Source organism: Corynebacterium alimapuense (assembly GCF_003716585.1).
Classification (GTDB): domain Bacteria; phylum Actinomycetota; class Actinomycetes; order Mycobacteriales; family Mycobacteriaceae; genus Corynebacterium; species Corynebacterium alimapuense.
This window is the reverse complement of sequence record NZ_PTJO01000003.1, coordinates 614,630-638,308: the sequence shown is the minus strand read 5'-3', so window position 1 is coordinate 638,308 and position 23,679 is coordinate 614,630. Positions and strand designations below refer to the sequence as shown.

Below are 23,679 nucleotides of genomic sequence, written 5' to 3'. Positions count from 1 at the left end.
GGCCAAGGCATGCGCCCCGTTGTTGCGTGATTGGGGGCTAGAAGGAGCCGCCGCGGAAACCGCCACCGCCACCGCCGCCACCAAATCCGCCGCCACCGCCACCGAATCCGCCGCCGAAGCCTCCTCCACCACCTCGGCCACCACCGAGAATCTCGCCGATGACTAGGCCGGTGACGATACCGCCCATATTGGACCCGCCGCGGCCTCGGCCACCTGGGCGTTGGTTCTGGCGGCGTTGGTAATCATTGATATCTGCTTGCGCCTGCTGAGTAGCGCGTTGGGCAGCGACGGTGGCATAACGAGCAGCGTCGATAGCAGCTCGGGTATCGCTGGTGCGCTGATGAGTGGCCTGAGCCTGAAGACGCTTGGCGTCAGCCAGGTAGGTGCGCGCCTGAGCCTTAACCATCCGACCACGAGCTGAGATGAGATCCTCAGCGGCCTGAATCGTGGAGTTAGCGGAGTGTAGCTGCTGATCAAATAGCTGCAGTTGGCGCTCTTGATTAGCTGTGGTCTCTCGGACCTGATCAAGCTGCTGATCAAGCTGAGCATCAATATCGGTCAGCGTGGTGTAGCTGCCCAAAGGATCCGAGTCGACAGTGCTACGGACCTGAGACAGTGTGCTCACTGCCTGATCGACCACCTCATCAAGTCGCGCCCAATCGGCTGCTGCTCCCTGGGAGGTACCGCGGAGCTTGAGTTCGCGGGCCTCAGCGATTTCCTGCTCCACTTCCTCTACTAGGTCCGCGACTCCAGCGGTCGCGGTGGCGATGTTCTCATCGGCGTGCTCAATTGCTCCGAGCATCCGGTCGGCAATCTCGATGGCATGTTCTGCCGCACGGATAGCTTCGACCAACCCGCCTTGTTCGCCGGCGGGGCGGGACTCAATGCTGCGGGCGGTGTCGAGGGTGCTTTCGGCTTCATCTAGGGAGGCAGCAGCTAGCTCAGCGTTGTCGCTAATAGAGGAGAGAGTTTCCGGCGAGTAGCGGGAGCGCAAAGCAACTAAGGTTTGCTCGGCTCGCGGTAGCCGGGAACGCAGGTCGATGGTGCGCTGGGTCAGCTCATCGAGCTTGCGATCTGCAGTGACGAGGAGATTGCGCATCTCGGCGAAGCTCTCCGACTCCGCCTCCAACGCTTGATCCGCCTGCCCACAGGAGGAGACGATCTCTACCAACATTGAGCGGCGCTCGGCTTCGGACTCTGGAATCGAGTCGTTGAGACGCTGATGCAGAGCAAAAGCCTTCTGCAAAGTTGCGGTGGAGTGGTTCATAGCGCGGTTGAAAGAACGGGTGCGCTCAGGTCCAAACTCAGCGATGGCTAGATCCAGTTCCTCGCGACCGCGGCGGATGGATTCATCGGTAGAAACCAGTTCTTCCTGGGCCCGCTTCTCAAGAGTCTCAGTAGGCAGATCCATGAGCCGCCGGGTATCACTGGGGTCGAGACTGCGGGAGTCTTCGAGCACCTCAGCGCTGGTTTTCTTGCGCTTGTTTCGGGTATAGAGCCAGATGCCACCACCAGCGGCGATGGCTGATCCGGCACCTGCGACTAACCAAGCAGCTGAAGCGCCAGAGACTTCCCCGGAGCTAGCGGCGCTTTGGACTGCAGCAGATGAGGCTTCGTACCAATTGCCATTGACCAATTCCGGGAAGGCAGCATCATACATATCGTCGAGCTCTGAATCGCTCCACTGGGAGCCGCCATGAATGCCGAACTGCCGGTCATCAGTGGCAATCGCGATCACCGCGGTGTTGCCACCACCGTTGGCAGCTACCGATTGCTCAGTCCATTCCTCCGGGGTCAGATCGCCGAAACTGGGTAGATAGACCACAAAGATCGATTTTTGGCCATCGATTTTGTACTGGTTAATATCGGTTTCCAAATCGGTAATCTCCGAAGCATCCAACACCCCAGATTCATCGGTGACCGGGCTGGTCAGCAGACCAGGTGCGAGGGTGGAAGACTCAGTAGTTGCCTGGGCAACGATAGATGTGTCCGCGGAGAGTGCGAAAGCCATGGGCGCCCCGCCGAGCGCAACGGCGGCTGCGACCGCAGAAGCGGCGGCCAAGGTCTTTGGACGGGGCATCGAGAGTTTCATGCGCCCTAGACTACCGCCGGTGCTGGCAGACTGTCGTTTGTGATCCGCTTATCCACTCTGCCGCTTGGTCTCGCCCTGGTTTACTCCGGCCGGATCATCTTCCATGCTTATCGACGCCAGCTGTTCCCGCCGCAGGATCCCGATAGCCTCGTAGTCTTGGGCACTGCCCAATATGATGGACGGGCTTCCCGGCAGTTTGCTGCCCGCCTGGACCATGCCGTGGTGCTCTGGCAGGCCGGCATTGTCCACCAGCTCTACACCGTGGGAGGGAACTTGCCCGGTGATCGTTTCACCGAAGCCGGAGTGGGTAGGGACTATCTCATCGAACACGGCGTGCCAGCCGAAAAGATCACTGCGGTAGCTCAAGGCAACGACACGCGGGGCTCCTATCAGGGCTTGTTAGCGCAGCATCCGGTGTTGGGGACTGTCCTAGTCGTCACCGATCCTCATCACAGCCTGCGGGCGGAGTCGATCGCTCGTCAGCTGGAGATTGCTGCCTTTGCCTCGCCCACAACTACCAGCCCAGTGCAGTTTCCTGCCAAGGCGTGGTGGATAACGCTGAGCCATGAGATGGGCGGGCTGGTGGTGGTTGATGTATCCCGAGTGATCGGAGCTAGCGCCGCGGATAAGGTAGAAGATGCACTGCGCCGACTGCAGGCTGGGATCCGGCCCTCCCGTCGGGCCCGTCATCGGCAGCTGGCCGCCGAAAAGGAAGAGTCTTGATGTACGACTACACCGCCACCGATACCGAGCGTCGTTTCAACGAGGCTCCCAAAGGCAGCGAATTCTCCACTGGTGTGCCGGATAGTCGCCAAGCCTTTGCGCGCGACCGCGCCAGAGTCCTGCACTCGGCCGCGCTGCGTCGATTAGCGGATAAAACCCAGGTAGTGGGACCCCGCGATGGTGATACCCCGCGCACCCGGTTGACCCACTCGCTGGAGGTCGCACAGATTGCCCGGGGCATTGGTTCCGGATTGGGCCTCGATGCTGATCTATGCGAAATGGCTGGCCTGACCCACGACATCGGGCACCCACCCTATGGGCACAACGGCGAGATCGCGCTCAACGAGGTAGCTGGCGATTGTGGCGGTTTTGAAGGCAACGCCCAGACGCTGCGGATTCTAAGCCGCCTAGAGCCGAAAATCATCGACACCCAGGACAACAGCTTTGGGCTCAACCTCACCCGTGCGGCCTTGGACGCGGCCTGTAAATATCCGCGTACCCACACCAATCCAGATGGCACGCTCAACCGGAAATATGGCTGCTACGACGAGGACGCACATATTCTGGCGTGGCTGCGGGAGGGCCACCACGACCAACTGCCCTCTATGGAAGCCCAAGCCATGGACTGGTCTGATGACATCGCCTATTCGGTGCACGATGTTGAAGATGGAATTGTCTCCGGGCGGGTCACCCTTAAAGTGCTCTGGGACTTAGTGGAATTAGCCGCTCTAGCTGAAAAGGGCGCGCGTGCTTTTGGCGGCACTCCAGAAGAGCTTATCGACGCCGCCGATTCCCTCCGGCAGCTCGCCGTGGTGGCCGCAGCCGCCGACTTCGATCACAGCCTGCGCGGCTATGTGGGGCTTAAGAAACTGACTTCTGAGTTAGTGGGGCGCTACGTCGGCGCAACGATCGGAGCGACGCGAACGGAGGCGTCGATAAGCGGGGGAGTGCTCGGACGACAATATGGCCGATTGGTGGTGCCTGCTCAAGCCCAAGCTGAGGTGCGGCTGCTCAAAACCATCGCCGTGCTTTATGTCATGGACGCCCCGGCACATATGGCGCGCCAAGATCGACAGCGCGAGCGGGTATTTCGGGTGTTTGACTATCTCACTGCCGGCGCGCCGGGCACCTTGGATCCGATGTATCGACAGTGGTGGGAACAAGCCCCGAATGCGGCTCAACGCCAGCGGGTCGTGATCGACCAGATCGCCTCGATGACGGAGTCACGGTTGGAACGGCTAGCCAGGCGCTCAGCGGATCTGGCTGCCTTTATGGGGTAGAAGAGCTAACGCTGGTTTATTCTTCCGCATCTGGGATCAGGCAGAAGGAGTCGTAGTGGTCGTCGCTATAAAACCACGTCTCCGGATCATCTTCAGGCCCACCAACGACGATGCGCTGGAGACCACGGTGATCCAAGCCTGGCGTTTCGACCGTGTAACTGCGGTAATAACTGCTCGACTCATCTGGCAGAACATCCTCGTAATTGCCGAAGTGCTCCCCGTCTTTTTCTGGGTAGGTATAGGGCCCACCTGCGAGGATGTCATCGACGACGAGGTCTGCTTGAACTGGGAGGGTCGCCACCGGGCATACCTCATATCCGTCTACTGAGGTAGCGGATTCCTGACCTGCCAGCTCGGCGGAACTGGAGGCCTCATCAACCGAGGTGTTCTCGGAGGTGAGGTCGAGGCCAAAAAAACTGGCGGCGAGAATAACTGCGATGGAGCCAACAACGGCGATGGTGGAGTTTTTCTTCACGGGAGATAATCCTAGGACATCTTCAGTATTTGACCCGACCGGTACCCTGTGAACATGGCAATGGGACGTATTCCGGAGAGTGATATCCAGGCAATCCGCGAGCGAGCCGCGATCGATGAGATCGTGGGTGAGTACGTTCAACTGAAATCCAGTGGCGCGGACTCCCTCAAGGGCTTAAGCCCCTTCAAAGACGAGAAGACTCCGTCATTCCATGTGCGGCCCAACCGAGGCTATTTTCACTGCTTTTCCACCGGCAAGGGCGGCGATGTATTTAGCTTCCTGATGGAAATGGAACATATTTCCTTCCCTGAGGCCGTCGAAGCGGTCGCTCAGGAAATTGGCTACACCATCAATTATCAGGGCGGTACTACCGGAGCACGGCGCGAGGAGCCAGGCACCAGAGCTCGTCTGATCGCGGCTAATAAGGCTGCTCATGCCTTTTATCGTGAACAGCTAGAAACTCCAGAAGCCCAGACCGGCCGAGAGTTCCTCCTCGACCGCGGTTTTACCAAGGAACATATTTACGCCTTTGAGTGCGGTTATGCGCCAGAGGGCTGGGACACCATGACCAAAACTCTCTTGCGCAAGGGATTTGAGTTCCAGGAGCTCGAGGCCGCTGGTCTTTCTAAGATGGGCCAACGCGGACCAATCGATCGTTTCCATCGTCGGCTGCTGTGGCCGATCAAAGATCTCTCGGGCAACGTCATTGGCTTTGGCGCCCGCAAGCTCTTTGATGATGACAAGCTGGGCAAGTACATGAATACCCCAGATACGATGCTCTATCACAAGTCCAAAGTGCTTTTCGGGCTGGATGTAGCTAAGAAGAATATTGCTGCCTCCCATCAAGCCGTGGTGGTGGAGGGCTACACCGATGTCATGGCGATGTATGCCGCTGGCGTAGACACTGCCGTGGCTGCGTGTGGTACCGCTTTTGGTGCTGAGCACCTGCAGATCCTGCGTCGGCTGATGCTCGATGACAACTACTTCCGTGGTGAGTTGGTCTATACCTTCGATGGTGACGAAGCCGGTCAGAAGGCCGCGATGCGTGCCTTCGAAGGCGACCAGAAGTTCACCGGCCAGTCCTTTGTTTCCGTGGCTCCGGAGGGGATGGATCCCTGTGATCTGCGGCTGCAGCGCGGGGATGCTTCCGTGCGTGATCTAGTGGCTGACCGGATCCCGATGTTTCAATTCGTCATTGAATCCATGCTCCGTGAGCACAACCTCGATAGCGTCGAAGGACGGCTGCAAGCATTGCGTCGTACCGTGCCCGTGGTGGCCGGAATCAAGGACTCGATCTTGCAGTCGGAGTATGCCCGTCAGCTGTCTGGGTGGGTCGGATGGGCAGATACCGGTGAGGTCCTCCGTCAAGTTCGGGAGGAAGCCCGTCGGCCAAAATCCCCAGAGAAGATCCGCCGGGCCACCAGATTCGAGCAGGATAGTTCCGCCCCGGTGTCCAAGACCCCCGTGGTACCGATGCCAGATCCTCGGGACCCACGGTTGTGGGCCCAGCGGGAATCACTCAAGCTGGCACTGCAGTACCCGGAGTTAGCTGGCGGCTATTTTGACGGCCTCAGCGCTGATGCCTTTAGCCATCCCGCCTACCGAATGGTGCGGGAGGCGGTACAAACTGTCGGTGGTTGTGCGGATGCACACAGTGGGGTGGAGTGGATCGCCAGAATCTCCGACGAGATGATCGACTTAGTCGGACGTAACTTGGTCTCTGAGCTAGCAGTGGAGGATCTACCCGTGGAAGCGGCCGCGTTGAACGCCTATGCCGATTCGGTGCTCTCCCGTCTTCAAGAAGCAGAAGTGGGCAACCAGATTGCCTTGTTGAAAGGCAAGCTGCAGCGGATGCGGCCCTCTGACGATGAGCAGGCTTATTCCACTGCGTTCGCCGATCTAGTGGCCTTAGAGCAAGCTAGGCGCGAGCTCAATGATCGAGCATTTCGGAGCTAAGAGCGCTTTAGTCTTGATCCGGCTCTAGCACCTGAGAGTCATCCGTGCGCTTGAGGTTTTTTACTTCCTTCATGCGCGGCTGCGGATCGAGTCGGTCGGCTACGGCTTTTCGAGTGGCGTTGACCGCTGACTTGGCAGCTGGGGAATTTACCGCAGCTGAGTAACCTTTTTTGATCTGCTCGAATCGTTTGCGGCCTGCTTTGGTCCCCAAGACGTAGCCTGCGGTTGCTCCGATGACGAACTGGATCATGGTGGGCAGATTCTCCTTGAAGGTATGGTCCCCGAATTTTTCCCCACTCTAGCGCAGGACGGGGGTGAGGTTGTGAAGCCTTGAATTAAAGCGTGGGAAACATATTGGGCTTATGTTATATGTTTAGCAAGATAACTTAACAAGTAGCTGAGTCTCGGCAAGGAGATGGTAATCCATGGTTGGACAGCAGGTGAGGCTGTCGATGTCGACTTCGGCGGCGATCGCGCTGATCGCATTGACCCTGGGGGCGGGCAGCGGAGAATATACGGACTCTGATGGCTGGTTAGATGATGGAGTCTCTGGCACTACGGCTAACTCTCCGAAGCTGACCTAGCGCGGTTGTTGCTGCCTGGTAGCGTTTCCAGCTCGCCAGTAGCTGTAGTTTCCAACTGCAGGGAGCTTGCAGTATTTGCGGTATGTGCTGTGCCTGATATGCCTGATATGCCTGCTGTGCTTGTTGATTCGTGGTGTCGCCGGGATAGCGGATGTCCTAGCGGCCCTAGCCTTATTTCTTAAGTAGTAGTCGTGATGGGCTGAGAAGAGAGGTGCGCTTGGTTGGCGCCATCACGGCAACCCTGATTCTGGAATATCCTTAAGCTGTCTTGGCGCTATTGCCGACAGAGGTTCTGCGATTGTTGTCGTTGGAGACTCGCATACTAGAAGTAGGGATCCTCAGTTGCCGCAGCACACCCGCGTCTCAACCGTTGTCGCCGATGCATTATTGGCCCATGTTTCTTGCTTTTTTGGAGTCATGGGTCATGGCAACGCGTGGTTTATTGATGCAGTGGAAAAATACGGACCAGGCCTGATCCCGGTTCGTCACGAGGTCGCAGCGGTAGCTGCTGCCGATGCTTATCAGCGCGTTACTGGGAAGATCGCAGTAGCCACGACTACCTTTGGGCCAGGTTTTAGCAATACCTTGACTGCTTTGGCAGAGGCTGTTCAAGCACAGATTCCGTTGCTGTTGGTCACTGGCGGGCCTCCTGCTGGAGGTTTTCGATCCCAGGATATCGACCAACGCGCTGCGGCCACAGCCGTAGGTGTGACTACGCTCAGTGTCGGTGTTGATGATGCGGGTGAGCTAGCTATCCAAGCTTTAGCATTGGCGCTACATACTCGTCGGCCAGTGGTGCTGGAGCTGCCCTATGACATAGCCATGCTGTCGGTGACAGATGAAGGTGCGAGGATCCCCACATTGCCACCGGTGCCCCTAGCTCCTGAGCTAGGTGATGAGGATGTCATTCGAATTGTTGATGCACTGGCTTTCGCTGATCGGCCATTGATTCTGGCTGGTCGTGGAGTGGGGCACTGCGGTCGCGCACTGCGTGCATTGGCGACAAGTCTGAAGTGCCAGGTGGCTACTACCGCTCCTGCGCGGGGGTTATTTGTTCCGGAGTCAGATGAGTCGATTGGATTTTCTGATTTAGGGGTGTGTGGAGGCTTCGCCACAGCTGAGGTGGCTGGGCGAATTAGAAAAGCAGATGTGGTGCTGATTCTCGGCGCGGGGCTTAACCAATTCACCACTAATCATGGTCAGGCCTTTCACTCTTCAGCCACTCTGATCCAGATTGATCTGGCGGACGTGGCTACCTGGGAGGGGGTTAGCAACTTCTATCAAGCGGATGTCGCTGGTGCCATTGCTGCGTTGTCAGCAGAATTAGCGCGGCGTGAGGGTTTTACTCCTCAGGATGGCCTAGTGCTTGCCGCTAAACCAGTTGATGTTTCAGTAGGCGAGGGGTTGGCAGCAGACGGACTACTAGACCCTCGTGGTCTGACTGCTCGACTTAATGAGTTGCTGCCAGCTGATCGGCTGGTGGCGATCGATGGTGGTCATTTTATTAGTTGGCCAGCAACTGGACTGGATCTTGCTGGACCTGATCACCTGGTGATGGTTGGTACCGCTTTTCAATCCATCGGTTTGGGTTTCGCGAGCGGTGTCGGGGTGGCAGCAGCGGCGGGGGAGCGAGTGAGTGTTTTAGCCACCGGCGACGGCGGAGGTTTGATGGGTTTGGCGGATGCTGAGTCTTTTATCCGAGTAGCCCAGCGGGGTGTGGTGATTGTCTACAACGACGCCTCCTATGGTGCTGAGCGTCATCAGTTTTTCAATCGAGGACTAGAGCTTGCGCCCATGCTCATCCCAGAGGTTGATTTCGCGGCGGTATTTCGCGCCTTAGGCGCTCGATCAGAGGTCATTCGCACCCTGGCGGATTTGGATGATTTTGGTGAGTGGATTAACTCTGGACAGCTTGGCTGCTACCTGCGCGACTGTCGGATTTCTCCGGCAGTGGTGGCGCCATTCATTAAAGGGTTGTCGGGAGAATAGTGACCTTCTGCAATCGAAGCTATCCAACTTTCGATTGATGTTAGCCTGAGTGGGTCAACCTCGGCCGCGCAAAGGAAAATCATGACTGCTCCCGTTACTGTCGCCCCTTCGCGCAAAAAACGTCGTTCAGGAGTGTCCCCCTGGATTCCCAATCAACATGGGGCCTGGGCAATGCTGATCACCCCGGCCATTGTGGGAACTGCAGCAGGTATTGCTCAATGGGTGGCGGCCCCCGAGAGCAATATTGGCTCAGCGGTGACTATTCCCCTGATATTGATTGCCTGGTTCTTCGGGTACTTCGCGTTTTTCGCCTTCGGATTAGTGATCAAGGCTCGATCTGCAGCGCGCCGGGCCAGATACCTGCGCCCGTTGACGGTGTATGGATCAGTTTCTCTGGTGGCATTGGTGGTGGCATTGGTGATTTCGCCCCAACTTCTCTGGTGGGCGCTGCCCTTTGCTCCGCTGGTGCTCATCGCAGTGTGGGAGACCCTTCAGCACCGCCCTCGTTCGTTGCTCTCTGGTGTATCCACGACCCTCGCATCCGCGCTGCTGGTGCCCGTGTTAGCGATGGCTGGTCTTGGAGCTGAGACACCAATAGATGTTCCACTAAGTGCGTGGGGCTCGGCTGCATTCTTGGCCTTGTACTTCTCCGGAACTATTCCGTTCGTCAAGACCATGATCAGGCAACGGGGTAACCGGCGCTATTTGATTGGATCCATTAGCTATCACGTCGTTGCTGCTGCGTTGGTGATTGGCGCGGCGGTTGCTTGGGCGGGCGGATTAGCTGGCTGGTTGATGGCAGCGACCATGGTGGTGGCTCTTGTGCGGTCAATCGCAGTGCCGCTGAGTGCGCAGCGAGGGCGCGCGTGGAGTGCGAAACAGGTCGGGATGATGGAGGGGCCAGTGATACTACTGGCCAGCATCGCGGTGCTGTTTGCGGTGATGTAGCTGGGATTGTGCTGGGCGTGGAGGACTAACTCGGCCAGGATGTGCATTCCCAGGTGGCGGTGCACGAAGAGAGGCCGTCGATGTGCAGTTTGGTAGGGATGAGTTGGCAGGAAGGAAGATTCGCACCGCATCTGTCGGCGGTTGAGGCAGCTGCGAGAGCATTTCTGCAGTGCGACTAGAAGATCGCGGGCACGCCACATCTGGGTCTCGCAGAGGCCAGCTAGAACTGAGCTGTTCTGGAATGCAAAAAGAGCCACCGGATATCCGGTGACTCTTTTTCTCTGCTCCTCCAACTGGGCTCGAACCAGTGACCCTTCGATTAACAGTCGAATGCTCTGCCAACTGAGCTATGGAGGATTAGATTGGCTGCTTAACTCGCTCGAAGCGCTGTCTTGCAACGAGTCATAACTCTAATGGGAGAGCATGGAAAGTAGCAAATCGCCAGCTCATGACAGGAAAATGGGCCACTACTGTCAAGTAGTAGCCCTACTTTGCTGATCGGATAGTCGACCGCTAGATCACGATGGGTGATGTTGGGCCATTCTGGGATTATCGCTATACTGACCGAGTTATCAAGCAGCGGTAGTTTTAGCGCGATTCTTGACATCTGTGAGGGGCTATAGCTCAGTCGGTTAGAGCCGCGGACTCATAATCCGTAGGTCCCGGGTTCGAGCCCCGGTGGCCCCACAATTTCCCCCGCCGACCCTTGTGGTTAGCGGGGGTCTGGTCCATCTGCCAATAAGAACGTTTATTGGGTGAAGGTCGCCATTGAGTAGAGGTTCTCTCATCGCCGTAGGAGATCCGCTAGTCGCTGGAGGCTCGGCAGTCTCTGGTTCATCGCGCTGGGGTAAAGACAGCTATTGGTGAGATGCGCCAATCCGTTGGCTGCCACTGGCGCGAATACGCGACCCACGTTGAGTGGATCTACCAATCCACCTACCTAGGCCAAGACGGTTTGTCGCTAGGTCAAGCGACACTGGGGCAGCCTCAGTAGCATGGATGAGCATGAGTATTCTGCAGCAGGTGACCGAGTGGCCGGTGGATAATGTGGCGGCTTCGTTGATAGTCGGAGATGACATGGAAAGCATCGGGGACCTAGATCATGTCTTCGAGCTGGCCAGTGTCACCAAGCTGCTCTCAGCTTATGGGGTCTTGCTGGCGGTGGAAGAAGGTGTCTTCGAGCTAGCTACGCCGTTAGGCCCGGAAGGTTCGACAGTGCGGCACCTGCTGGCGCATGCCTCAGGAGTGGGGTTTGATAGCCGCAAGCCGCAGAAAAAGGTGGGGGAGCGGCGGATCTACTCTTCCGCTGGATTCGAGATCCTGGCTGAGGCTGTGGAGCAGGAAGCGGGGATGACGTTCGCCGAATACCTCAAGTTGGGTGTGTTCAGTCCGTTGGGGATGGACTCGACTGAGCTCTATGGTCCAGCCGGTCATGGTGCCCGTTCGAGCGTGACAGATATGAGCGTCTTTGCTCAGGAGCTGCTCAATCCCCAACTGCTGCATGAATCAACCCTGGTAGAAGCTTTTAGCGTGCAGTTTCCTGATCTTGAGGGTGTAGTGCCAGGTTTTGGCCCACAACGGCCCAATCAATGGGGACTGGGTTTTGAGATCCGAGGAACAAAGGATCCGCATTGGACTGGGCAGACTATGCCTGCAAGCCTGGTTGGGCACTTTGGGGTAGCAGGCACTTTTCTCTGGGTAGAGCCAAAAACCAAGCGTGCCATGGTGGTGCTCACTGACCGAGACTTCGGAGACTGGGCAAAACCACTGTGGTCGAAGTTCAATGATCAAGTATGGGAATCGCTAGATAGCTAGGCTCAACCATCTTTAACGCGCGCTCCTAGGTCGCAGCCACCGCGACTAGTCTGGCAGCGATTCCCGTTAGTTTCTTAGGGCCTGACCACACCGCAGTTAGTGGTCGGCTGATTCCCTGGCCGTGGAAAGGCACTTGCATCAGTTCTCCGCTGGCTAGTTGTTCCCGTAGCGCTAGTTCACTCAATGCCGCTGGCCCCGCCCCAGATGAGACAGCGACGCGCACGGCAGCATTGCTGCTGAGCACTTGGGCAGGTGGGGCGACCTCTAACCCGTCTAACACCTCATCTAGTGCTTCTCTAGTGCCTGAACCGGCTTCTCTGACTACCAAAGGAGTCGCTGCCAGCTCCGCTAGGCTGATCTTGCCTAAACGATCAGCCCATTTATGGGTTGGGGAGATGGCGACTACCAGCTCATCTTCTTGCACGATCTGAGCGTTGAGCCTCACGGGTACGTGTGGAGTTTCGACGAAACCAAGCTGCAGATTGCCGCGCTGAACCTGATCGATGATCTGCGCAGAATTGAGCACATCCACCTCGACGCATACTGCTGGTACTTGGCGTTTGAGTTCGGACAGCCATGCTGGCAGCAAGGTCTCTGCGATAGTCATGCTCGCCCCAACGCGCAGTTGATGTTGCTCATCGCCGTTGAGGGTGTGCGCCCAAGTGGTGAAATAATGCGCAGCTGTGAGCAGCTCTCGCGCATGTTCGGCCAACGATAATCCAGCTGTAGTGGGTCGTGCCCCACGTGGGCTGCGCTGGAATAGTTCCGTTCCTAGCTGAGCTTCTAGTTCCACTATTGCCTTGCTGGCATTGGGTTGTGCCATCCCCACTTTCCTGGCCCCTGCGCCGATACTGCCCTCATCGGCTACCGCGACGATCAGTTCGAGGGACTGCAGGTTGGGCCACTGACTACTCATATCGGGAGTATATGCCCGGATATGAAATTTCCGTCTACCGACCGTCTTGTTGGCCTGCCACGATCAATCACATGTCAACACACGCGCAGCAGGTGCCCACCAATCTCGTCCCGCGGGGCGTCGATAAGCTGAAGCCATACGCGCCGGGATTGATCCTGTGCACGGTCGCTGCGGCAGCAGCAATGGCTATCAACTTGGTACTACCGGGGATTAGTCCGTTGATCATTGCCATCGTGGCCGGCATCGTGGTGACCAACCTAGTTCGACTACCCGATGTGATGATGCCGGGAATTGCTTTCTCCTCCAAGAAGCTCTTGCGGCTGGGAATTGTCTTCTTGGGATTGCAACTGGTCTTCTCCGATATCGTCTCGCTAGGAGTCCCCATGCTGCTGGTCATCGTCTGTGTGGTGGTCAGTGGTGTGTTAGGGACCATCTGCATGGGTCGAATGATGAAGATGCCTCCGACTCAGGTCCTGCTTATTTCCTGTGGCTTTTCCATCTGTGGTGCAGCCGCCGTAGCTGGGGTGGAAGGCTCGGTCGATGCTGATGAAGAGGACGTTGTCACTGCGGTGGCTTTGGTGGTTATCTTTGGCACCTTGATGATCCCGGCGATCCCACTGGCAGGTTCTCTCCTTGGGCTAAGCCCGGAACTAACCGGAATGTGGGCTGGTGCTTCAATTCATGAAATCGCCCAGGTCGTTGCTGCCGGTGGGATCATTGGCGGGGCAGCGATGTCGGTGGCCATCGTGGTTAAGCTAGCTCGAGTGCTCCTGCTTGCGCCGATGGTGGCGATCTTGGGGATCGTCCAGCGTCGCAGCGGTAGCGTTCCAGCCAACGGGAAGCAGCCGGCGATCATCCCACTGTTTATCATCGGATTTCTGGCCATGGTGGTCATTCGATCTACTTTTGATCTCCCCGAGACGGTAATTCAAGCTGGAGGGCTCGCCCAGGCGGCACTGCTATCGGCGGCCATGTTCGGCCTTGGGTGTGGAGTGAAAATTCAATCACTAATCCGCGTCGGGGCGCGTCCATTCATTCTTGCCGCGGCTTCCACAGTGCTGGTCACTAGTGTGTCGCTGGCTGGAATCTTGCTCGTTCACTAATCAGCGATGTGGCCTGCCACATTCGGGACGCTAGGGTTGGGCGATTTTACTCGGACGAAGGCAGAGGGGTGCACTATGTCAATAATATTTCCAATGTCATACATAGTGAATCATTGGTTATCACCAGTTCTTGTTATTCTCCTATCTGCGATGAGATGATAGGTAAGTCACATACTCAACCGGTCGCCGACCCGCCCTCATTTGGTGAGGCTCGACACTTAGGGCCGCCAGATTGAAAAGGTAGTTTTTTCATGTCACAAGCAGTGGAAGTTCGGCGTGCTCCCGGCTCGGAGGTGATCCCACTGGTATTGGCTTTGCTGGTGGCAGTGTTCGCCTTCCAGCTCAACGCCTCAATGCTCTCTCCGGCACTAGCGACGATGGAGCAAGAGCTCTCCGCCACCGCCGCCCAGATCGGCCTGACACAGACCGCGTTCTTTACTGCCGCAGCGTTGTTCTCCTTGTTCTTGCCACGCTGGGGTGACCTCATCGGCCGTCGTAAAGTTCTCGTCGGCATGATGGCGGTGACCGCCATAGGCTGTGTGGTCTCCGCATTGGCGCCCAATGCCACTATCTTGTTTATGGGCCGAGTAATTCAAGGCGTCGCTGGACCTACCGTCCCGTTAGCCCTGATTATGCTTCGTCAACAAGTTCCCAACGAGAAGCAATACGCCCTGCTGTTGGGCATTATTACCTCCATTAACGGTGGCATCGCAGGCATTGATGCCTTGGCTGGCGGCTGGCTGGCCGGCAACTTTGGCTTCCGCTCCATCTTCTGGGTCATGGCTGTCGTCTGTGGCTTGGCGGTCGTAGGGGTTCGGCTATTCGTCAGCGAATCCACTGCAGAGCAGACCCCGCCGATGGACTGGAAGGGCGTTGCCCCGCTCGCGGTTGCCATTGGCGCACTGCTGACTGCCTTTAACGAGGCTGGCAAGCTCGGTGAAGCTAATTGGCTACTATTCGCAGTCCTCGTGCTGGTTGGCGCAGTCGGAATTATCGCGTTCTGGAACATTGAGAAGGGCCAGGAGCATCCGCTGGTTACCGTTGAATATATGAAGCAGCGCCGTACCTGGGCACTGCTTTTGACCACCTTGCTGACCATGACCGGTGTGTTCGCCGTGATGAACGGACTGATCCCAAATATGGGGCAAGACACCGTCAATGGTGCTGGTCTGAGCGCCGAAGTAGTCTCCTGGTACACGCTGACTCCCTACGCCATAGCCGGTCTCATTATGGGGCCGATTGCCGGAACTCTCGCCGCCAAGTTTGGCTACAAGCGCGTCTTGCAGGTTGGTTTGGTGGGTACCGTCATCGGCCTGTTGGCTGCGATCTTCATCTCCGGTGACATCAACCGCTGGTGGCTGTTGGTGATCTCGATCTTCATCGGCGTGACCTATGCCGGTATTGCCAACATCATGCTCAATGGCCTGGGCGTGGTCTCTAGCCCGGCTGATAACCAGGGCTACCTGCCGGGCATGAACGCCGGTGCGTTCAACCTAGGCGCCGGTATCAGCTTTGCCATCCTCTTCGCGGTGGCCACCATCTTTGCCGACAATGGTGGTGGATACGCCGCTGGCATGATCGCTGGAGCCATCATCGTCGGCTTGGCGTTCATTTCTTCGCTGTTTATTCCCAACCCCGAGACCATCACCGATACCTTGGCCGCTCAGGAGCGAGCCTTGGCCGCCACATCTACTAAGGAGTAACACTGCTATGACCAAAAAAATTATTCTCGACTGCGATCCAGGCCACGACGATGCGGTTGCCATCCTGCTGGCTGCAGGCAGCCCAGCCATTGATCTACTGGGTATTACCACCATTGGTGGCAATCAGACCCTAGAGAAGGTCACCTATAACGCCCGGCAGGTGTGCACTATTGCTGGCCTCAATGAGATCGCTATCCATGCTGGTTGCACCCGCCCGTTGGTACAAATGATGGAGAATGCTCCAGATATCCACGGTGACACCGGCATGGAGATCCAGGGCTATCAGCTGCCGGAGCCGACAGTAGAGCTGGCTGAGGGCCATGCTGTGGACTTCATCATCGACACGATCATGTCTCATGAGCCAGGTACCGTGACGCTGGTTCCCACAGGGCCGTTGACCAATATTGCTCTCGCAGCGCGCAAGGAGCCACGCATTGTTGGGCGCGTCGCAGAGGTAGTGCTTATGGGTGGCGGATACCATGTGGGCAACTGGTCAGCCGTGGCAGAATTCAACATCAAGGTCGACCCAGAAGCTGCTCATATCGTATTCAATGAGTTGTGGCCGGTGACGATGGTTGGTCTGGATCTGACCCACCAGGCACTAGCTACCGACGAGGTTGAGGCTCAGATCAAGGCGCTGGGTACAGATGTGGCAGATTTTGTGGTGGGACTCTTCGGATTCTTCCGTAAGGCATATCAGGATGCGCAGGGCTTTGAGCATCCTCCGGTACATGACCCTTGCGCAGTAGCCTATCTCATCGACCCGACGGTGGTTTCCACTCAGAAGGTGCCGGTGGATATTGAACTCAATGGGGCTCTGACCACGGGAATGACTGTCGCGGATTTCCGTGCTCCTGCCCCTGCTGACTGTCATACGCAGGTGGCTGTGGATCTGGACCATGCCCGGTTCTGGGAGCTAGTGATCGACTCCATCAAGGCCGTTAGCTAGGAAACGCGGCACTCCCTGGCAAGTTAAAAGCTCAACTTGAGCTTTAATAAACAGGGGTGTCAAGCAGGGCTTGAGAGTTGGCGGGGTTTGGAAAACTCACCGATACTTGCATGTACAACGCCATGGACATTTGTTTCATGAGGCGCATGCGAGGCCGTTGGGGAAGACGAACCTCGTCTTGCACTGCCGCTTGTCAGGACCATGCCAGGTCCTCTCGAGCGGCGATGCTCATGCTGCCGATTGGACACCGACATGACGACTTTTGCCCCATCGCTCTCACGTTGGTTGAGCGCCGCCGATTCTTCGGCACTGCTCGATCCATGGGACACCCCCGACGACCTTTCGCATGCGTCCATTGAAGATGCTGTGTGTAACACCGACGTCGCACGCACTGCCGTGCTGACGGTAACTGGCATGCCTCGAGAACTCCGCTCAAGAGTAGAGGCAGCTATGTCAGTCTGCGTGCCTTCGGAATCGCAGCTGAGCATCCCCGGTACCAACCCGCTGACCGCGGATTGGTTTACCTCTTGGTGCCGCGATCGCAGCAGCGAGGCGGAAGGCCATAACGCAAGCGTCCTGATCGGCTGTCGCCAGGTACTCACCGGCGAAGCCGCAGAACTTGAGCTTTTCAACCAAGTGGTCAGCGATCTAGCGCAGACTCACGGCTTTATCGCCGAGGTCCGCATCGTTGACTAGATCAACCTAAATTCTTCACCTCGCGCAGCTGCGCGAGTGGGAAAGACGGGGGAGATTAATCCTCGGGGAAGTAATGTCCATCTTCGAAGGGGTCGAGGATTCGGTCGGCCAGCTCGGCAACGCTGTCGACGACCTGAGTAGGACGATAGGGATACTGCGCAATCGCAGCATCATCAGAAATTCCGGTGCGGACCAAAATAGTGCGCATACCGGCTTCGAGTCCGGACTTGATATCAGTGTCCATGCGGTCGCCGATCATCACTGCCCGCTCTGAGTGCTCGCCCATGACATTGAGGGCTGAACGCATCATCACCGGATTTGGTTTGCCAATGAAATAGGGCTTCTGGCCGGTGGCCGCGGTGATGAGCGCCGCCACAGCGCCGGTGGCCGGGAGAATTCCCTGGGGAGCCGGCCCAGTCAGGTCCGGGTTCGTGCAGATAAACCGTGCCCCAGCCAAGATCAGGTTGATGGCGGTGGTGATGGCCTCGAAAGAATAGGTTCGAGTCTCGCCTAGGACTACAAATTCCGGATCGGAGTCCGTGAGGATCCAACCCTTGCTGTGTAGCAGTGTGGTCAGCCCGGATTCGCCGACCACATAGGCGGTGCCTTCTTGTCGTTGGTTGGCCAGGAAATGCGCGGTGGCAGTGGCTGAGGTCCAAATCCGCTCGGCGGGAATCTGCAGGCCGGTGGAAGCCAATCGGGCGGACAGGTCTCGTGGGGTGTGGATTGAGTTATTGGTGAGAACCATGAACGGAATGTCATTGTCGGACAGAGAATGCAGGAAACGATCGGCACCGGGGATCATTTCTCCCTCACGGATGAGAACGCCGTCCATATCGGTCAGGTACGCAATGTTCGTGGTCATGCTCACCATCATCCTCGTCTATCGGCAATTGTGCGCGTTGAAACAGCTGTGACTATTCTCCGGTGCCGGAAGAAATGTGATTGTTCAGGTCCCCCACGGTCTCAATGCCAAAGACCGTCTTGTCATCGAGGAAGACTCCGAACGTGTCCTCAATGCGGACAGCAATCTCGATCATGGATAGGGAGCTGATTCCCAACTCGCTGATCTTTGCCTCCGGAGTCAATGCTTCGGCATCAATGCCTGAGGCTTCCTCGATGATGTGGGCCAGTTCGGGGGAAGTAACAGGTGAGCTCATGCGCTTTAGTTTAGCGCCGGACAGGACTCGGTAGTGTTCAGGGATGGTCACGACCCTCCGCAATTTTCCTTCGCTTGCTCGCAGCTGGGGACATCGACTGAGCCATATCGCTCAAACTCAGCTCCCACTAGGCCGAGGAACACCGCATTCAGCGACCCGACTACCTGGGTTGACGGGCATTGATCGCACTGGTGTCGTGGATAACCACGGTGTGGCTGTCCATTGGTATGAAAGCGGAGAAACCGACTCGGTGACCGTGGTTTTCGTCCATGGTTTCACTCTGGCCGCTGAGTCCTTCTACCGCCAAGTCGATTATCTGCGCCCACGATGGCCGAATGCTCGCCTGTTGCTTATCGACGTCCGCGGCCACGGCCAAACCGGCCGTGTCAGGCCGGAGCAGTGCACCATCGACGGCGCAGCCGATGACGTCCTAGCAGTCTTGCAAGACCGCGGGATATCAGGTCCAGTGATTTTGGTGGGGCATTCGCTCGGTGGGCTAGTGGTATTGAACCTTGTGCGCCGTTGCGCAGAAGAGCTGCGCGATCGAATCTCTGGCCTCGTATTAGTGTCGACTTCTATTGAAGCGCTCTCCGACCAAGGGCTGCCGCAGCTGCTGGCATCTCCGGTGGCGGACAAGGTCTACCGAGCAGTCGAGGCTTCTCCTGCAGAGGCCGCAAAATTCAAGCGAGAGGCCGCGCACTTTTTTGCTCCCGGATTGGCTGTGACAGTATTCCGTCGTCCCACCGACTACGAAATCGTTGAGTTTCATGCTGCGATGATCCGCCAAACACCCCTAGAGACTTTTGTTGGGTTCTTTGACGAACTACAAAACCATGATGAGCTTACTGCGGGAAGCTATCTCGAGAGCATTCCTGGCTACGTCATCGCCGGTGAAAAAGACGAGGTCACTCCGTTGGAGCAGGCACAGCGACTCATCGAGGTATGGCCACGTGCCTGGCTGCAGATTTCCATGGACGCCGGACATATGCTTCCCCTAGAAGCTCCCGAGATTGTCAACGCCGCCATTGACCGGTTGCTGCAGATAGTCTGCTCACCGGAACCCCTCGATACTTCCCAATCCGACTGATTTGGCAAACTACCATTCAGTGAGCCATTTCCAGAGGCCGGAGCCGGCTTCTGGATCCTTAGTCTTCACACTCAACGATGAACCTTTCGTTGTGCCGCTAATAATCAGTCGGATACCACCGGTTGCTGGTGTCGTGGTGTTGATATCGGAGGAAGACCACGACTCCTGTAGCTGGTTTTCCAAGATCACTCCCGGCGGCAGAATAATCTCAATAGTAGAAAACATCGCATCGAGGTGGAAGGTGATTACCGGTGCAGAAGCTAGGGCTTGGCATAAATCCAAGTGCAACGTCGCGCCTTTGAGCCGGAACTGCGTGTACTCGGGAACAGTCCACTGCCCGCTACGACGAATAGTGCCGAGATTTGAACTCAATGTGTGCCCTTGTTGTTGCGGCGGAAGGGGTTGAGCCATCGGCTGAGGTCGCACAGGTTGCGGCGGTTCGGGTTGCTTTACTACCGGATGCGCTTGGGTGGGGAAAAACCGGTTCCGAATGGCATCAAGCGTGGTGGGATCCTCGGTAGACCAGATGAGGCTGCTGAGATCATCAAATTCTGGAAATGACAATTGTCCAGCACCGACCAAGCGGGTCAACTCATTCTGGAGCGCCTGACGGTCTTCGTCTTTTGGGCTGCGAGAATTCAATGGGTTGATCACGCAGTTGATTCTACTAACACCCACGCAACGATAGCGAGAGGCTTATAGCCAGCGCCACCAGAATGACGGATCCTCATCTAGATCCTTGGTGGTCACTTTTAAATCCCCCAGAATGCTCCTGCCGGTCAGCTTCACCAAAGGCGCACCGGGCATAGGGTTAGAGCTTTTCACCTTGTTGGTTCCAAGGATGGTAGTGAACTGGGATTCAACCGGCACCCCTGGTGGGAGCAACAAACGTACATCACCCAGCACAGCGTTGATGTGGATGGTGACTACCGGTGTGGCTGCTACCGCTCGACGTAGGTCGAGGAACACATCCCCGAATACGGTAGTGATAGTGCTCTGTTGTGGAACTAGCCAGTACCCGGAGCGTTCAATATCGCCGAAAACGGACGTGGTTTCTTGTGGAATATCGACAGCTAGCGCCTGATCAGGAGAAACTAGATCAGCGTTGGCCGAGTTCTGTTGCTGGGGCTGGACTTGAGCGATGATGCTGTCCAACACCGTCGGTTCCTCCGTCGACCACACGATACCGACCAGCTCGCTGAACTCGCCAAGATCTAGGCGACCTTCGGCGACCGCTAGGGTGAGCGCTTGCTGAGCTTGCTCGCGGTGGTCTTGGTGCTCCAGCTCCTTCATGCTTTGCCAGCCTAGCTATTAATCAGCATTCAAGCGCTGAGTACTTCCCAATGTTGTGTTCTTGAAGCTATGACAAGCGAGTGCCCCCGTCCGGGAACCGGACGGGGGCACTCTTGCGAGCAAGTAACTAACTAGACCGAGGTGGGATCGTCTAGTTCGAACTTCTCGGCGGCTGTAGCAGCAACCGACATATCGATCTTGCCCTCGCGAGCCAAGCCGATCAGCACAGCAACGACGACAGACTCGGCGTCGGTGTTGAAGAAACGACGCGCGGCCCGACGGGTGTCGGAGAAACCAAGCCCATCAGTGCCCAAGACGATGTACTGACCCGGAACAAAAGCTCGGATCTGCTCTTGGAGGTCCGTCGCGAAGTCAGAAACTGCCACGTACGGGCCTGATCCCTGGTTGAGCTGGGTGCTGGCGAAAGGCTCTTCGACCGGAGCCGCCGGGTTACGCAGCTGCTCCTTGTTCTTTGCCGCACCATCACGAGCAAGCTCAACCCAGGACGTTACGGAGAAGATGCTAGCTGCCACGTTGTAGTCGGAAGCGAGGATCTTCTGCGCTTCGATCGCGGCCTGCATTCCGATACCAGATGCCAGGATTGAGGCTTCGTGGCCATCGGCTTCGACCTCGGCTGCGGGGGAGTAAAGGTAGATGCCCTTGTGCAGACCCTCGACGTCTAGTTCCTCAGGCTCAGCCGGCTGCAGCGTCGGCTCGTTGTAGACAGTGAGGTAGTAGATGACGTTCTCGCCACGGCCCTCGCCGTACATGCGATCGATGCCCTCGTGCAGCAGGTGGGCGACCTCGTAGGCGAAAGCGGGATCGTAGGAGACCACGCTTGGGTTGGTCGAGGCCAAGATCTGGGAATGGCCATCCATGTGCTGGAGACCCTCACCTGTCAGGGTCGTGCGGCCAGCGGTGGCACCAATGAGGAAACCACGGACCATCTGGTCGGCAGCAGCCCAGACGCTGTCACCGGTGCGCTGGAAACCGAACATCGAGTAGAAGATGTAGAGCGGCACCATAGCTTGGCCGTGAGTGGCATAAGAAGAACCGGCGGCGATGAAGGAAGCCATGGAACCAGCCTCGTTGATACCCTCATGCAGGATTTGACCATCAGTGGCTTCACGGTAGGAGAGCATCAGATCGTGGTCAACCGGCACATAATTCTGGCCATAAGGGTTGTAGATCTTCAGCGTCGGGAACCATGAGTCCATACCGAAGGTACGAGCCTCATCCGGGATGATCGGAACGACGCGCTTGCCCAGTTCCTTGTCGCGCATGAGCTCCTTGAAAGTACGCACCAGTGCCATGGTGGTAGCAATCTCCAGCTTGCCTGAGCCCTTGCGAACACTGCGCAGCTTGGCCAGCTCCGGCACCGTCAACGGGGTGTACTCCTCGCGGCGGGTGGGTACGAAACCACCGAGCTGCTCGCGGCGGGACTTCATGTACTTGATTTCCGCGGCATCGTCACCGGGGTGGTAGTACGGCGGCAGGTAGGGATCCTTCTCCAATTCTGCATCGGAGATCGGAATGCCCTGCTTGTCGCGGAAGAGCTTGAGATCGTCGACAGTGAGCTTCTTCATCTGGTGGGTCGCGTTGCGGCCCTCGAAGTTATGGCCCAAGCCGTAGCCCTTGACCGTAAACGCCAGGATGACGCTTGGCTTGTCTTTGGTCTCCAGCGCACGCTGGTAAGCGGCGTGAACCTTGCGATAGTCGTGGCCACCGCGAGAGAGGTTCCAGATCTCATCATCGGTCATATCTTCAACGAGTTTGAGAGTGCGCTCATCGCGGCCGAAGAAGTGCTCGCGGACATAAGCACCATCGTTGGCCTTGAAGGTTTGGTAATCGCCATCCGGAGTGGAGTTCATGATGGTGACTAGGGCACCCTCTTTGTCCTTCTCCAGCAGAATATCCCAATCGCGGCTCCAAATGACCTTGATGACATTCCATCCGGCGCCGGTGAAGAAGGACTCCAGCTCCTGAATGATCTGGGTGTTACCGCGGACCGGACCATCGAGGCGCTGCAGGTTGCAGTTGACCACAAAGGTGAGGTTGTCGAGGTTATTGAGTGCTGCATGCTGGATTAGTCCACGGGACTCCGGCTCATCCATTTCACCGTCACCGAGGAAAGCCCAGACATGCTGCTGGGAGGTGTCCTTGATGCCGCGATTTTGCAGGTAGCGGTTAAAGCGTGCCTGGTAGATCGCATCCATGGGGCCAAGGCCCATGGACACCGTTGGGAATTCCCAGAAGTCCTTCATTCCGTGCGGGTGCGGGTAAGAGGGAATTCCGCCCTGCGGACGGGAAACTTCCTGACGGAAGCCGTCTAGGTCGTCTTCACTCAAACGCCCTTCGAGGAATGCACGAGCATAAATACCGGGGGAGGCGTGACCTTGGAAGAAGACATGGTCACCGCCGCCGGGATGGTCCTTGCCACGGAAGAAGTGGTTGAATCCGACCTCATAAAGGGGGGCGGCGCCGGCGTAGGTGGAGATGTGTCCACCAACTCCGATGCCTGGGCGCTGAGCCCGGTGGACCATGATGGCAGCGTTCCATCGCATCCAGCGGCGGTAACGCTTTTCCATGTCCTCGTCGCCGGGGAACTCAGGTTCCATGGTGGTGGGAATGGTGTTGACGAAGTCAGTAGAGGTGAGGTTCGGCAACGGGACGCGTTTGGCCGATGCTCGCTCCAGAAGACGCAGCATGAGGTAGCGCGCACGGTCCGGAGAGGTCTCGGAGAGCAATCCGTCGAGGGAATCCATCCACTCGCGTGTCTCTTCCGGATCGGAGTCGTTGAGGTATGAGGCGACACCGTCGCGGATCAACGGAAAGTTGGAGTCGTCCTTCGCGTCTTTCGCGTTAAGGTCTTCTGCCATGGTTAACCTCCTGGTTTGTGGGGTTGAGGTG

General features: G+C 57.3%; 21 protein-coding genes and 2 tRNA genes. 13 read left to right on the top strand and 10 right to left on the bottom strand.

Going from position 1 to position 23,679, the window contains the following annotated elements:
* Positions 1 to 37: 37 nt before the first annotated feature.
* Positions 38 to 2,092 (bottom strand): TPM domain-containing protein, encoded by a 2,055-nt coding sequence (locus tag C5L39_RS04320; RefSeq protein ID WP_123047622.1) that lies wholly within the window; start codon positions 2,090 to 2,092, stop codon positions 38 to 40.
* 42 nt (positions 2,093 to 2,134) lie between these two features.
* Between C5L39_RS04320 and C5L39_RS04315 the strand changes: the two genes are divergently transcribed.
* Both C5L39_RS04315 and C5L39_RS04310 read left to right on the top strand, forming a co-directional pair.
* Complete coding sequence (locus tag C5L39_RS04315; protein ID WP_123047824.1) at positions 2,135 to 2,815, top strand: YdcF family protein; 681 nt, start codon at positions 2,135 to 2,137, stop codon at positions 2,813 to 2,815.
* A complete protein-coding gene (locus C5L39_RS04310) occupies positions 2,815 to 4,095 on the top strand; it encodes a deoxyguanosinetriphosphate triphosphohydrolase (RefSeq protein ID WP_123047621.1) in 1,281 nt (426 codons plus the stop codon). The genes C5L39_RS04315 and C5L39_RS04310 overlap by 1 nt, the downstream gene beginning before the upstream one ends.
* Positions 4,096 to 4,111: 16 nt before the next feature.
* Here the strand turns inward: C5L39_RS04310 and C5L39_RS04305 are convergent, their stop codons facing one another.
* The gene (locus tag C5L39_RS04305) at positions 4,112 to 4,570 is read right to left on the bottom strand and encodes a guanyl-specific ribonuclease (protein ID WP_123047620.1); all 459 of its coding nucleotides are present in this window, start codon (positions 4,568 to 4,570) and stop codon (positions 4,112 to 4,114) included.
* Between the two features lie 54 nt (positions 4,571 to 4,624).
* Between C5L39_RS04305 and dnaG the strand changes: the two genes are divergently transcribed.
* The gene (gene dnaG, locus C5L39_RS04300; RefSeq protein ID WP_165857968.1) at positions 4,625 to 6,526 is read left to right on the top strand and encodes a DNA primase; all 1,902 of its coding nucleotides are present in this window, start codon (positions 4,625 to 4,627) and stop codon (positions 6,524 to 6,526) included.
* A gap of 7 nt (positions 6,527 to 6,533) precedes the next feature.
* Here the strand turns inward: dnaG and C5L39_RS04295 are convergent, their stop codons facing one another.
* Positions 6,534 to 6,776 (bottom strand): hypothetical protein, encoded by a 243-nt coding sequence (locus C5L39_RS04295; RefSeq protein ID WP_123047618.1) that lies wholly within the window; start codon positions 6,774 to 6,776, stop codon positions 6,534 to 6,536.
* Positions 6,777 to 6,951: 175 nt separating this feature from the next.
* Between C5L39_RS04295 and C5L39_RS10695 the strand changes: the two genes are divergently transcribed.
* The 3 genes from C5L39_RS10695 (at position 6,952) to C5L39_RS04285 (ending at position 10,047) form a co-directional block, all read left to right on the top strand.
* Positions 6,952 to 7,110: a hypothetical protein gene (locus tag C5L39_RS10695; protein ID WP_165857967.1), complete on the top strand. Its 159-nt coding sequence runs from the start codon at positions 6,952 to 6,954 to the stop codon at positions 7,108 to 7,110.
* Positions 7,111 to 7,452: 342 nt separating this feature from the next.
* Entirely contained in the window at positions 7,453 to 9,099 is a 1,647-nt protein-coding gene (locus C5L39_RS04290) for a thiamine pyrophosphate-binding protein (protein WP_245974871.1), read from the top strand.
* Between the two features lie 81 nt (positions 9,100 to 9,180).
* Positions 9,181 to 10,047 carry a YwiC-like family protein gene (locus C5L39_RS04285; RefSeq protein ID WP_123047617.1) on the top strand — a complete coding sequence of 289 codons (867 nt, stop codon included), beginning with the start codon at positions 9,181 to 9,183 and terminating at the stop codon, positions 10,045 to 10,047.
* A 284-nt stretch (positions 10,048 to 10,331) separates the two neighbouring features.
* Here C5L39_RS04285 and C5L39_RS04280 read toward each other — a convergent pair.
* Positions 10,332 to 10,404 (bottom strand) — tRNA-Asn (locus tag C5L39_RS04280).
* A gap of 256 nt (positions 10,405 to 10,660) precedes the next feature.
* Here C5L39_RS04280 and C5L39_RS04275 point away from each other — a divergent pair.
* Both C5L39_RS04275 and C5L39_RS04270 read left to right on the top strand, forming a co-directional pair.
* Positions 10,661 to 10,734, top strand: a tRNA-Ile gene (locus tag C5L39_RS04275).
* A 318-nt stretch (positions 10,735 to 11,052) separates the two neighbouring features.
* The gene (locus C5L39_RS04270; RefSeq protein ID WP_123047616.1) at positions 11,053 to 11,862 is read left to right on the top strand and encodes a serine hydrolase domain-containing protein; all 810 of its coding nucleotides are present in this window, start codon (positions 11,053 to 11,055) and stop codon (positions 11,860 to 11,862) included.
* A gap of 25 nt (positions 11,863 to 11,887) precedes the next feature.
* Here the strand turns inward: C5L39_RS04270 and C5L39_RS04265 are convergent, their stop codons facing one another.
* The gene (locus C5L39_RS04265) at positions 11,888 to 12,778 is read right to left on the bottom strand and encodes a LysR family transcriptional regulator (RefSeq protein WP_123047615.1); all 891 of its coding nucleotides are present in this window, start codon (positions 12,776 to 12,778) and stop codon (positions 11,888 to 11,890) included.
* A 71-nt stretch (positions 12,779 to 12,849) separates the two neighbouring features.
* On the opposite strand from C5L39_RS04265, the gene C5L39_RS04260 reads away from it, so the two are divergent.
* The 4 genes from C5L39_RS04260 to C5L39_RS04245 all read left to right on the top strand — a co-directional run bounded on the left by C5L39_RS04260 (position 12,850) and on the right by C5L39_RS04245 (position 17,229).
* Positions 12,850 to 13,881: a YeiH family protein gene (locus C5L39_RS04260; RefSeq protein WP_123047823.1), complete on the top strand. Its 1,032-nt coding sequence runs from the start codon at positions 12,850 to 12,852 to the stop codon at positions 13,879 to 13,881.
* A gap of 251 nt (positions 13,882 to 14,132) precedes the next feature.
* Complete coding sequence (gene uriT / locus C5L39_RS04255) at positions 14,133 to 15,584, top strand: uridine transporter UriT (protein WP_123047614.1); 1,452 nt, start codon at positions 14,133 to 14,135, stop codon at positions 15,582 to 15,584.
* Positions 15,585 to 15,591: 7 nt separating this feature from the next.
* Entirely contained in the window at positions 15,592 to 16,533 is a 942-nt protein-coding gene (gene uriH / locus C5L39_RS04250) for a uridine-preferring nucleoside hydrolase UriH (RefSeq protein WP_123047613.1), read from the top strand.
* A 252-nt stretch (positions 16,534 to 16,785) separates the two neighbouring features.
* Positions 16,786 to 17,229: a hypothetical protein gene (locus tag C5L39_RS04245; protein WP_123047612.1), complete on the top strand. Its 444-nt coding sequence runs from the start codon at positions 16,786 to 16,788 to the stop codon at positions 17,227 to 17,229.
* A 55-nt stretch (positions 17,230 to 17,284) separates the two neighbouring features.
* Here C5L39_RS04245 and C5L39_RS04240 read toward each other — a convergent pair whose 3' ends face one another.
* Entirely contained in the window at positions 17,285 to 18,094 is an 810-nt protein-coding gene (locus tag C5L39_RS04240; protein ID WP_123047611.1) for an HAD-IIA family hydrolase, read from the bottom strand.
* A gap of 52 nt (positions 18,095 to 18,146) precedes the next feature.
* Positions 18,147 to 18,389 (bottom strand): acyl carrier protein, encoded by a 243-nt coding sequence (locus C5L39_RS04235; RefSeq protein ID WP_126268726.1) that lies wholly within the window; start codon positions 18,387 to 18,389, stop codon positions 18,147 to 18,149.
* A 43-nt stretch (positions 18,390 to 18,432) separates the two neighbouring features.
* Here C5L39_RS04235 and C5L39_RS04230 point away from each other — a divergent pair, with 43 nt between their 5' ends.
* Positions 18,433 to 19,476: an alpha/beta fold hydrolase gene (locus tag C5L39_RS04230; protein ID WP_123047609.1), complete on the top strand. Its 1,044-nt coding sequence runs from the start codon at positions 18,433 to 18,435 to the stop codon at positions 19,474 to 19,476.
* Between the two features lie 9 nt (positions 19,477 to 19,485).
* Here the strand turns inward: C5L39_RS04230 and C5L39_RS04225 are convergent, their stop codons facing one another.
* The 3 genes from C5L39_RS04225 to aceE form a co-directional block, all read right to left on the bottom strand.
* Positions 19,486 to 20,130, bottom strand: a complete 645-nt coding sequence (locus tag C5L39_RS04225; protein ID WP_123047608.1) for a DUF1707 domain-containing protein — start codon at positions 20,128 to 20,130, stop codon at positions 19,486 to 19,488.
* Positions 20,131 to 20,172: 42 nt separating this feature from the next.
* Complete coding sequence (locus C5L39_RS04220) at positions 20,173 to 20,769, bottom strand: DUF1707 SHOCT-like domain-containing protein (RefSeq protein ID WP_123047607.1); 597 nt, start codon at positions 20,767 to 20,769, stop codon at positions 20,173 to 20,175.
* A 131-nt stretch (positions 20,770 to 20,900) separates the two neighbouring features.
* Positions 20,901 to 23,648 carry a pyruvate dehydrogenase (acetyl-transferring), homodimeric type gene (gene aceE / locus C5L39_RS04215; protein ID WP_123047606.1) on the bottom strand — a complete coding sequence of 916 codons (2,748 nt, stop codon included), beginning with the start codon at positions 23,646 to 23,648 and terminating at the stop codon, positions 20,901 to 20,903.
* Between the last annotated feature and the right edge of the window lie 31 nt (positions 23,649 to 23,679).

Coding starts and splice junctions, on each gene's coding strand:
- C5L39_RS04310 (WP_123047621.1), top strand. CDS start 2,815: ATGTACGACTACACCGCCACCGATACCGAGCGTCGTTTCAACGAGGCT.
- C5L39_RS04240 (WP_123047611.1), bottom strand. CDS start 18,094: ATGACCACGAACATTGCGTACCTGACCGATATGGACGGCGTTCTCATC.
- C5L39_RS04270 (WP_123047616.1), top strand. CDS start 11,053: ATGAGTATTCTGCAGCAGGTGACCGAGTGGCCGGTGGATAATGTGGCG.
- C5L39_RS04320 (WP_123047622.1), bottom strand. CDS start 2,092: ATGAAACTCTCGATGCCCCGTCCAAAGACCTTGGCCGCCGCTTCTGCG.
- C5L39_RS04230 (WP_123047609.1), top strand. CDS start 18,433: ATGGTCACGACCCTCCGCAATTTTCCTTCGCTTGCTCGCAGCTGGGGA.
- aceE (WP_123047606.1), bottom strand. CDS start 23,648: ATGGCAGAAGACCTTAACGCGAAAGACGCGAAGGACGACTCCAACTTT.
- C5L39_RS04260 (WP_123047823.1), top strand. CDS start 12,850: ATGTCAACACACGCGCAGCAGGTGCCCACCAATCTCGTCCCGCGGGGC.
- C5L39_RS04245 (WP_123047612.1), top strand. CDS start 16,786: ATGACGACTTTTGCCCCATCGCTCTCACGTTGGTTGAGCGCCGCCGAT.
- dnaG (WP_165857968.1), top strand. CDS start 4,625: ATGGCAATGGGACGTATTCCGGAGAGTGATATCCAGGCAATCCGCGAG.
- C5L39_RS04265 (WP_123047615.1), bottom strand. CDS start 12,778: ATGAGTAGTCAGTGGCCCAACCTGCAGTCCCTCGAACTGATCGTCGCG.
- C5L39_RS04285 (WP_123047617.1), top strand. CDS start 9,181: ATGACTGCTCCCGTTACTGTCGCCCCTTCGCGCAAAAAACGTCGTTCA.
- C5L39_RS04220 (WP_123047607.1), bottom strand. CDS start 20,769: ATGAAGGAGCTGGAGCACCAAGACCACCGCGAGCAAGCTCAGCAAGCG.
- uriH (WP_123047613.1), top strand. CDS start 15,592: ATGACCAAAAAAATTATTCTCGACTGCGATCCAGGCCACGACGATGCG.
- C5L39_RS04295 (WP_123047618.1), bottom strand. CDS start 6,776: ATGATCCAGTTCGTCATCGGAGCAACCGCAGGCTACGTCTTGGGGACC.
- C5L39_RS04235 (WP_126268726.1), bottom strand. CDS start 18,389: ATGAGCTCACCTGTTACTTCCCCCGAACTGGCCCACATCATCGAGGAA.
- uriT (WP_123047614.1), top strand. CDS start 14,133: ATGTCACAAGCAGTGGAAGTTCGGCGTGCTCCCGGCTCGGAGGTGATC.
- C5L39_RS10695 (WP_165857967.1), top strand. CDS start 6,952: ATGGTTGGACAGCAGGTGAGGCTGTCGATGTCGACTTCGGCGGCGATC.